Source organism: Neisseria sicca VK64, assembly GCF_000260655.1.
GTDB lineage: Bacteria > Pseudomonadota > Gammaproteobacteria > Burkholderiales > Neisseriaceae > Neisseria > Neisseria sicca_B.
Window position 1 is genome coordinate 1 of record NZ_AJMT01000051.1, and the last position, 8,153, is coordinate 8,153.

The 8,153-nt window shown below is 49.9% G+C and carries 9 protein-coding genes; 5 read left to right on the top strand and 4 right to left on the bottom strand.

The window, feature by feature from the left end:
• Together HMPREF1051_RS14785 and HMPREF1051_RS03160 are read left to right on the top strand one after the other, a co-directional pair.
• Window positions 1-1,039, top strand: a 1,039-nt coding sequence (locus tag HMPREF1051_RS14785) for a DUF6396 domain-containing protein (RefSeq protein ID WP_050901436.1), incomplete at its 5' end; no start/stop codon positions are given.
• A gap of 206 nt (window positions 1,040-1,245) precedes the next feature.
• Window positions 1,246-1,851 carry a DUF4112 domain-containing protein gene (locus tag HMPREF1051_RS03160; protein WP_231286247.1) on the top strand — a complete coding sequence of 202 codons (606 nt, stop codon included), beginning with the start codon at window positions 1,246-1,248 and terminating at the stop codon, window positions 1,849-1,851.
• A 194-nt stretch (window positions 1,852-2,045) separates the two neighbouring features.
• Here HMPREF1051_RS03160 and HMPREF1051_RS14790 read toward each other — a convergent pair whose 3' ends face one another.
• From HMPREF1051_RS14790 to HMPREF1051_RS03180, 4 genes are all read right to left on the bottom strand, one after another.
• On the bottom strand, window positions 2,046-2,207 hold the full coding sequence (locus tag HMPREF1051_RS14790) for a hypothetical protein (RefSeq protein ID WP_009311625.1): 162 nt from the start codon (window positions 2,205-2,207) through the stop codon (window positions 2,046-2,048).
• Between the two features lie 74 nt (window positions 2,208-2,281).
• Window positions 2,282-2,752, bottom strand: coding sequence for a recombination regulator RecX (gene recX, locus HMPREF1051_RS03170; RefSeq protein ID WP_036491550.1), 471 nt, complete (start codon window positions 2,750-2,752; stop codon window positions 2,282-2,284).
• A 276-nt stretch (window positions 2,753-3,028) separates the two neighbouring features.
• Window positions 3,029-3,739, bottom strand: coding sequence for a phosphoglycolate phosphatase (locus HMPREF1051_RS03175; RefSeq protein WP_003764361.1), 711 nt, complete (start codon window positions 3,737-3,739; stop codon window positions 3,029-3,031).
• A gap of 609 nt (window positions 3,740-4,348) precedes the next feature.
• Complete coding sequence (locus HMPREF1051_RS03180) at window positions 4,349-4,813, bottom strand: Lrp/AsnC ligand binding domain-containing protein (protein ID WP_003764370.1); 465 nt, start codon at window positions 4,811-4,813, stop codon at window positions 4,349-4,351.
• Between the two features lie 428 nt (window positions 4,814-5,241).
• Between HMPREF1051_RS03180 and HMPREF1051_RS03185 the strand changes: the two genes are divergently transcribed.
• From HMPREF1051_RS03185 to HMPREF1051_RS03195, 3 genes are all read left to right on the top strand, one after another.
• Entirely contained in the window at window positions 5,242-6,012 is a 771-nt protein-coding gene (locus HMPREF1051_RS03185; protein ID WP_003764381.1) for a sulfite exporter TauE/SafE family protein, read from the top strand.
• A 103-nt stretch (window positions 6,013-6,115) separates the two neighbouring features.
• Entirely contained in the window at window positions 6,116-7,207 is a 1,092-nt protein-coding gene (gene aroC, locus HMPREF1051_RS03190) for a chorismate synthase (protein WP_003764384.1), read from the top strand.
• A 237-nt stretch (window positions 7,208-7,444) separates the two neighbouring features.
• On the top strand, window positions 7,445-7,909 hold the full coding sequence (locus HMPREF1051_RS03195; RefSeq protein ID WP_003764386.1) for a ProQ/FINO family protein: 465 nt from the start codon (window positions 7,445-7,447) through the stop codon (window positions 7,907-7,909).
• The last annotated feature ends 244 nt before the right edge of the window (window positions 7,910-8,153 follow it).

Below are 8,153 nucleotides of genomic sequence, written 5' to 3' on the forward strand. Positions count from 1 at the left end.
TGCGATGGATATTGTCAGAAATCCCCAAACAGACGTGGGCAAGCAAGTTTTGGGTTCATCTTCTTACAAACATTCCAAACTCAAGAACTTAGAATTTACTTGTGTTAAAGAACAGTTCCCGTCCTTGCCACAGGAAGCAGATCAACTATACCGATACGCCCTTTACCACGATTTTAAAAACCGTTGGCTGCCCAAACCTGGAGTGCTCGACCGTTATTTGCCGTATTACCGTATTGCCGCAGCCAACGGACATTGGCAGGCAAACCTGACCTTGCAGGAAATCTTGTTAAAGAGCAAAGACATTAATCTCGAAACCCGCGAACGTCGTGGCGAAGGTATTTACTGGAACGAAAAGTTGATGAAAATCCTGCCTGCCAGCGCACATTATTGGTGGTCGCTTTATATTGATGTCGGTTATGGTCCCAAACATGGTGCAGACGATTCGATTATTTATCTGCGTAAAGCCGCAGATTTGGGGAATGCCAAGGCACAGTATGAAGTAGGTGAGCTGTTAATAAATATACAAGATGAGTCAAGCCATTTTGCTAGAGTGGAAATAGCCAATAAGATGCAGGCTTGTGCTACCGAGCAGGTATATCCCGATGCCAATGCTGCCTTGGAGGCAACTGCGTGGCAAAAAACGATACGAAAAAACTATCAACAGGCTTTGTTTTATGCCCATCAAGGAACAAAAGCGGGTAATGAAACTTCTGCTCATGTGTTAAGAAAAGTTTTTTATAGTGAAAACCCTAATAGTCATCATAAACAATGGGGGATTCCTGAAGATAAGGAACGTTCGCGTCGGTACAAAATTATTTTTGATTATCTAAACCGTCATGCACATCTCAAACCCGAGCTCAACGTTCACGATCTAGACGAAATTGTCCCGCTGCCCCCGGCAAAACTGCCGAGTTGGGACGGTAAAATCGCCATCCAACGTTTTGTAGAAGGTCCGGCTCCGGCAAAACCATCCGATGAACTGGTGCGCAGATTGGCACAGCAGGCGGGATTGGATCCGAATACCGGGCTGCCGAAGTAAAGAAACCAAGGCGTGTTAAAAGTAGTTTGACCGCGTTCAAAGGTCGTCTGAAAGCGCTACTTTGATGAAATGAAAAATACTCAAATGCTTTTCAGACGACCTTGCGTCACAAACGGCCATACTGCAATTAGCTTTTATAGAGAATGACCGTAAATGGTCATGACGTTGTACCGCTCTAAATTTTGTTAAACCACTACAATAAAAACATGATGAAGCACACACCTATACCTTATGAGCGTCAGGAAATCATCCGACGTGAGCGTGAGTTGGCTAAATATGCCAATACTATGGATAGTTTGTTTTGCATTCCTTTTACCAAACAAGGAATCGGCATTGATGCCATATTGTCGCTGATTCCTTTTGTCGGGGATATTGCCGGGCTTTTTTTGACGATGAAGGCTTTTCGCATGGGGCGGGAGTTGGGCGTGCCGGATCATAAAATGCGTCCTGCCGTATATCTTGCTTTTGCGGATATGTTGCTCGGCATGATTCCTGTCGTCGGTACGCTTATCGATATTTTCTTGCAACCGAGCCGCCGTACTTTGAAAGTCATCAATGAGTATGTGCGCAGCGAGTATGGTGTGGATTGTGATCTGCATTTGGAGCGACCGTTTATGCACGCGGCTTTGGAGAAGAAACAGCAGCAATCAGATTTTTGGCGCAAACCTGTTGCGGCTTGGCTTTATCTGCATATACCTGATTTTTTCGGTTTGATTGTGCTGGTGTTGATGGGCTGGATAACGGTTGCAGTAAGCAAATGGGCGTGGAGCGGTATGACTTATCTGTTTCATGCTGTTGCCGGTTGGTTTTGAATGCCTGTGATTTGAGCGGATAGATAATTTATCGTGAACGGCTTTCAACCGGTATGGTGTTGCCTGATCTGAACTCAAATGTGTTTTGATAAATTGGAAAAGGTCGTCTGAAAAATCGATATTTGATTTTTCAGACGACCTTTTTGCAAAGTGCAAACGGTTGTAGAAAATGGGATGGAGGGCGTGCGAGAAATTTAGTTTAACCAAAAACGGAATACTAAATAAAACACCAAAATCAATACGCCCGCCCATACGATAACCATAAATCCGGCGACAGCCCGACCGAGTCGGTAAACAGGGTTTTTGCGTTCGTCTTCCAAAAGCGGATTAGGGGCGTTGCGTTGTTCTTCGGACATGGTCATCTCTGTTGTGAATGGGTGGCAAAAGCGTAAGGGTACGCCGATGGACAGGAAGATTCAAGCAGGGCGGTTTAATTTTCTCCGTATTCAAAAACATCGTCTCCGTCCCAACTGCTTTTGAGCGCGGCGTGGATGGTGTCCATATCGAATCCGCGATAGGCGAGGAAGCGCGCTTGTTTTTGCTTGTCTTTCAAATCGGCGGCAGGCTGTTTGAATTTTTTGCGCAGCACGGCGACTGCGGTTTGCAGTTCGCTCGCTTTGTCGGGCATGAATTCGCGGCTGACGGTTTCGTCTATGCCTTGCTGCGCCAATGCCTGTTTCAGACGCAGGGAACCGTGTTGGCGGCTTTTGCTGTGGATGTAGGCTTCGGCGTAGCGTTGGTCGGATTGCCAGTTGCGTCCGGCAAATTCATCCAACACGTTTTCCAATTCTTCTTCGCTTTCGGCATACGGGGCGAGCTTGCGCTTAAGCCCGACGCGGCTGATTTCCTGTCGGGAAAGAATGTCCATCGCGCGGGCGCGCAGGGATTTTTGGGGTTTCATGCAGAGGTCGTCTGAAAAGGTCGATTCGTAGGTCAGATTCTTGAATCTGACTTGTGTGTCGTAGGATAGAGGAGAGATAAGCAACTTTCATTCCGTCATTCCCGCGTAGGCGGGAATCCAGTGATTTGAAATTAATGAAACTTTTAAACAATTCTGAAAAATCAAGGTCTGGATTGCTGCCTGCGCGGGAATGACGAATTTTTTTATTTCCACTGCTTTATTTTCAGACGACCTTTTGAAGCCGGAATAAAGGTCGTCTGAAAACAAGGATACTGATTACTCGTCGTCTTCTGCTTTTTTCGGTCGCAGGTTTTCATAAATTTCGGGTAGCGAGCCGATAATCCAATCGGGTTGGGTCGCTTTGTCTTGCGACAATAAAGTCATGTCGCCGTAGCCGAAGGTGACGCCGACGCTGAGGCAGCCTGCGGCTTTGGCGGCGATGATGTCGTTGCGGGAGTCGCCGACCATGATCATATTGGCGGGATCGATGCCCAAGACTTCGGCGGCGTGTTGCAGCGGCAGCGGGCTGGGTTTCTTTTCGGGCAGGCTGTCGCCGCCGAGAATCAGGCTGAAGTAGTCAGCGAGTCCGAGCTGTTTTAAGAGTTCGACGGCGAGGATTTCGTTTTTGTTGGTGATGACCACCAGCGGGATGCCCAGTGATTTGAGCAATGCCAGCCCGGCTTCGGTTTCAGGGTAGGGGCGGGTGAAGTCGCTCAAGTGGTCGCGGTAGTATTTCATGTAGAACACGAAACCTTTTTCCCACAAATCGGGCGCGGCTTCTTGATCGCGGTCGTTGGTGATGACGCGGTGAACGAGTTTGCCGATGCCGTCGCCGACGTAACTTTCTACTGTTTTGGCGGGCAGCGGCTCCATGCCGAGATATTCGCGCATGGCTTCGGCTGCGGCGGCAAGGTCGGGGACGGAATCGCATAATGTGCCGTCCAAATCAAAGGCGGCGGCTTGGACGTGTTCGATGGCGGCGGTCATGATGTGTTTTGCTCGTGAATGACAGGGACGCGTATTTTAACATTGATTCGGTGGGCAGGTTTGGAAGCTGCTGATGCTGGTTTGGTATTCGGTTTGCAGTGGGTGGTTTTTATTTTATTGGGATACGGTAGGCTAAGAGTGATGAAATAGAGTTACAGCTTAAATATTACAATGAATTAATTTAGAAACTTTACAAGAAAAATACTTGCCTAAAATTTTATTTTCATGGATAATCCGATTCGTTAGCTGGTTCGAGTAGTCAGTTAATAGTTTCTCCTCTATTTCTCCTTTGTAGACTTGGCACACATTCAATTGAATGTGTGCATTTTTTTTTTGTTTGTGGGTTTGGTAGGGAAATGCTTGGATTTGATGGGGAAGGGATGGGGTTGAAGCTGTCAAGGCATCTTGGTTGATAGTGTTTCTATCGTGGGTATAAAAGGTATAGTGGATTAATTTTAAACCAGTACGGCGTTGCCTCGCCTTGCCGTACTATCTGTACTGTCTGTGGCTTCATCGCCTTGTCCTGATTTAAATTTAATCCACTATATTTTGAAAAAAGGTCGTCTGAACGTTATAAACTTTCAGACGACCTTTTTTAATGTAGTTAAATCACTCTAAATCTAACACTGCCGTTTCTTTGACCTCTTCCATAACGACATAGCTGCGGCTTTCCGCTGCCGCAGGCAGGTGCAGCAGGATATTGCCCAACATATCCCGATAAGCCGCCATATTGGGCAGGCGGACTTTGATCAGGTAATCGTATTCGCCGGATACGAGGTGGCATTCCAAAATTTGCGGAATCCGCATGATTTCGCGGCGGAAATCTTCAAAAATATTGCCCGATTTGGAACGCAGCTTCAGCTCGACAAAGACCAGCAGGCTTTGCCCGAGTTGGTGCGGGTTGAGGCGGGCATGATAGCCGGTAATGAAATTGTCGCGCTCAAGGCGGCGGACGCGTTCGGTAACCGGAGTGGTGGATAATCCGACTTTTTCTGCCAACTCCGTCATGGGTGTGCGGGCATTTTGCTGAAGGATTTTCAGGATTTTCAGGTCGGTTTTGTCTAATTCTTTCATTGCGGAGTTTCTTTCAACTGAGCTGAAACGCATCGTTTAGGCAGATGGATAAAACGCAGGGCAGGGCAACGCAAAGCCGCCCTTGTTTTACGTTAACCCACTATAGCTTTAAAGCGACTGAAAAGAAAGTCAGTCAGCAGGCAATGGCATTGCACTTTTGCGGCATCGGGTCAAACAGGTCGTCTGAAAACGGTTTTGTCCGTAGTCGCAGTACCTTAATAGGCGGGAAAACAAGGAAGGGCGGATTCTAATGGAGGAACGCCTCTTCCGCAATGTGAGTCACTGAATCTAAAAGAAAAGGTCGTCTGAAACGGGATAGGCGGCAATACGGCGCAGGTTGGTTTTCAGTTAAAATACCGCCTGTTCCAGATAGCATTCCGCCACAATCGCTCGACACCGATAAGGCAGCTTTTTTCAAGGGAGGGACTATGCCCGTAGATTCCTTTTTCTACCTCTTACTGCTCACCGGATTTTGCGCCGGACTGATGGACGCGGCGGTCGGCGGCGGCGGGTTGTTGCAAATACCCGGGCTGTTTAACTTGCTGCCAACTTCCACACCTGTTGCTTCGGTGATGGGCGTGAATAAGTTTGCCTCCTGCTGCGGGACGGTTACTGCCACGGGGCAATATCTGCGCAGAATCCCCGTACCGTGGAAAATGCTGCTGCCCGCAGCCGTGCTGGCGTTTGCCGCTTCCTATCTGGGCGCGAAAGCCGTGGTCTTTTTCCCTGTGCAATATATGAAACCGGCGATGCTGGTCATCATGATTGCCATGTGTGTTTATACCTTTATCAAAAAAGATTTGGGACAAACAGTGCGCACCGAAAAGCTGACGCGCTGCGAAACCTTGTGGGGCTTGTTTTTCGGCGCATTAATCGGCTTTTACGACGGGATTTTCGGGCCGGGGACAGGCAGCCTTTTGGCTTTCGTGTTCGTCCGTTTTTACGGTTACGATTTTTTGACGGCAAACGCATCGGGCAAAGTCATCAACTCGACCACAAATCTCGCCGCGCTGACATTTTTTATCCCGCAAGGACATGTCGTTTGGGCGTGGGCAATCCCGCTTGCGCTGGCGAATTTGTGCGGCGGCGTGGTCGGCGCGAAATTGGCGATACGCGGCGGAACCAAGTTTCTGCGTTACGGATTTATGGTGTTGCTGTGCCTGACCATAGGCAAATTTGCTTGGGATTTGATTCGATAAAAGAAGGTGTGCCGCAGGCAGGATTCGCCCGCCGAAAGCGTTTCAGACGACCTTTGTATGCTAAAATCCGTCATCTTTCAGCAAATGACCGATAGAGGGAAACATGGCAGGCAACACTTTCGGACAACTCTTCACCGTTACCACCTTCGGCGAAAGCCACGGCGCAGGTTTGGGCTGTATCATCGACGGCTGCCCGCCCGGACTGGCATTGACCGAATCAGACATCCAAGCCGACCTCGACCGGCGCAAACCCGGCACCAGCCGCCACGTTACCCAACGCCGCGAAGCCGACCAAGTCGAAATCCTCTCCGGCGTCTTCGAAGGCAAAACCACCGGCACACCCATCGCCCTCTTAATCCGCAATACCGACCAGCGCAGTAAAGACTACGGCAACATCGCCACCAGCTTCCGTCCCGGCCACGCCGACTATACCTACTGGCACAAATACGGCACGCGCGACTACCGCGGCGGCGGCAGAAGCTCCGCCCGCGAAACCGCCGCCCGCGTTGCCGCCGGAGCCGTTGCCAAAAAATGGCTGAAAGAAAAATTCGGCACAGAAATCACCGCCTACGTGACCCAAGTCGGCGAAAAAGAAATTCAGTTTGAAGGTTACGAACACATTTCCCAAAATCCCTTCTTCGCCGCCAACCAAAGCCAAATTGCCGAGCTGGAAAACTATATGGACAGCGTGCGCAAATCGTTGGATTCCGTCGGCGCGAAACTGCATATCGAAGCGGCCAACGTCCCCGTGGGCTTGGGCGAACCCGTTTTCGACCGCCTCGATGCCGAAATCGCCTACGCCATGATGGGCATCAACGCCGTCAAAGGCGTGGAAATCGGCGCGGGCTTCGGCAGCATCGTCCAACGCGGCAGCGAACACGGCGATGAACTCACCCCGCAAGGCTTCCTGTCCAACCACTCCGGCGGCATCCTCGGCGGCATCAGCACCGGGCAGGACATCCACGTCAACATCGCCATCAAACCCACCAGTTCCATCGCCACCCCGCGCCGCAGCATCGACATCAACGGCAACCCCGTCGAACTCGCCACCCACGGTAGACACGACCCCTGCGTCGGCCTGCGCGCCGCCCCCATCGCTGAAGCCATGCTCGCGCTCGTGCTTATCGACCACGCCCTGCGCCATCGCGCGCAAAATGCCGACGTAGCCGTCGATACGCCAGACATTACCAAGTAGTGAAGATAAAATCTAAAGAGGTCGTCTGAAAACAAACATGACGGATTGTGCCGAACATTTTCAGACGACCTTTCTCAACACCTATTGAGATAAGTGTGCCGGCTTGACCGCAACATAAACATTTACAATCGAACATTCGCAAAAAAACTTAGCCAAAACACAGGCTTTATACTAAAATACCGCCATTACCGTGCCATAGCGAAACGCACGGCTTTATTTTAGAGGAATACAAACGACATGACACAAGAAACCGCTTTGGGCGCAGCTTTGAAATCCGCCGTCCAAACCATGAGCAAGAAAAAACAGACCGACATGATTGCCGACCATATCTACGGCAAATACGACGTCTTCAAACGATTCAAACCGCTGGCCGTCGGCATCGACCAAGACCTTGTTGCCGCGCTGCCCCAATACGATCCTGCACTGATCGCCCGCGTCCTCGCCAACCATTGCCGCCGCCCCCGCTACCTCAAAGCATTGGCGCGCGGTGGAAAACGTTTTGATTTGAATAACCGCTTCAAAGGCGAAGTCAGCGCGGAAGAACAAGCCATCGCCCAACAGCATCCGTTTGTCCAGCAGGCTTTGGCAGAACAAGCCGAGCGCCAAGCGGCCAAACAGGCAGCGAAAACTGAGGCAGTAGAAGCCGAACAAGTCGGCGCAGCCACCGAAACTGAAGAAGTGGTACAAAACAACGCTGAATAATACCGAATGATTTTAAAAGGTCGTCTGAAAACGGATTTTCTGTTTCAGACGACCTTTTTTATCGGCATTTCTAGTGGATTAAATTTAAATCAGGACAAGGCGACGAAACCGCAGACAGTACAGATAGTACGGAACCGATTCACTTGGTGCTTCAGCACCTTAGAGAATCGTTCTCTTTGAGCTAAGGCGAGGCAACGCCGTACTGGTTTAAAGTTAATCCACTATATTGATCAAGTCCTCCTCG

Coding starts and splice junctions, on each gene's coding strand:
- HMPREF1051_RS03185 (WP_003764381.1), top strand. CDS start 5,242: ATGCCCGTAGATTCCTTTTTCTACCTCTTACTGCTCACCGGATTTTGC.
- HMPREF1051_RS03180 (WP_003764370.1), bottom strand. CDS start 4,813: ATGAAAGAATTAGACAAAACCGACCTGAAAATCCTGAAAATCCTTCAG.
- HMPREF1051_RS03160 (WP_231286247.1), top strand. CDS start 1,246: ATGATGAAGCACACACCTATACCTTATGAGCGTCAGGAAATCATCCGA.
- HMPREF1051_RS03195 (WP_003764386.1), top strand. CDS start 7,445: ATGACACAAGAAACCGCTTTGGGCGCAGCTTTGAAATCCGCCGTCCAA.
- recX (WP_036491550.1), bottom strand. CDS start 2,752: ATGAAACCCCAAAAATCCCTGCGCGCCCGCGCGATGGACATTCTTTCC.
- HMPREF1051_RS03175 (WP_003764361.1), bottom strand. CDS start 3,739: ATGACCGCCGCCATCGAACACGTCCAAGCCGCCGCCTTTGATTTGGAC.
- aroC (WP_003764384.1), top strand. CDS start 6,116: ATGGCAGGCAACACTTTCGGACAACTCTTCACCGTTACCACCTTCGGC.
- HMPREF1051_RS14790 (WP_009311625.1), bottom strand. CDS start 2,207: ATGTCCGAAGAACAACGCAACGCCCCTAATCCGCTTTTGGAAGACGAA.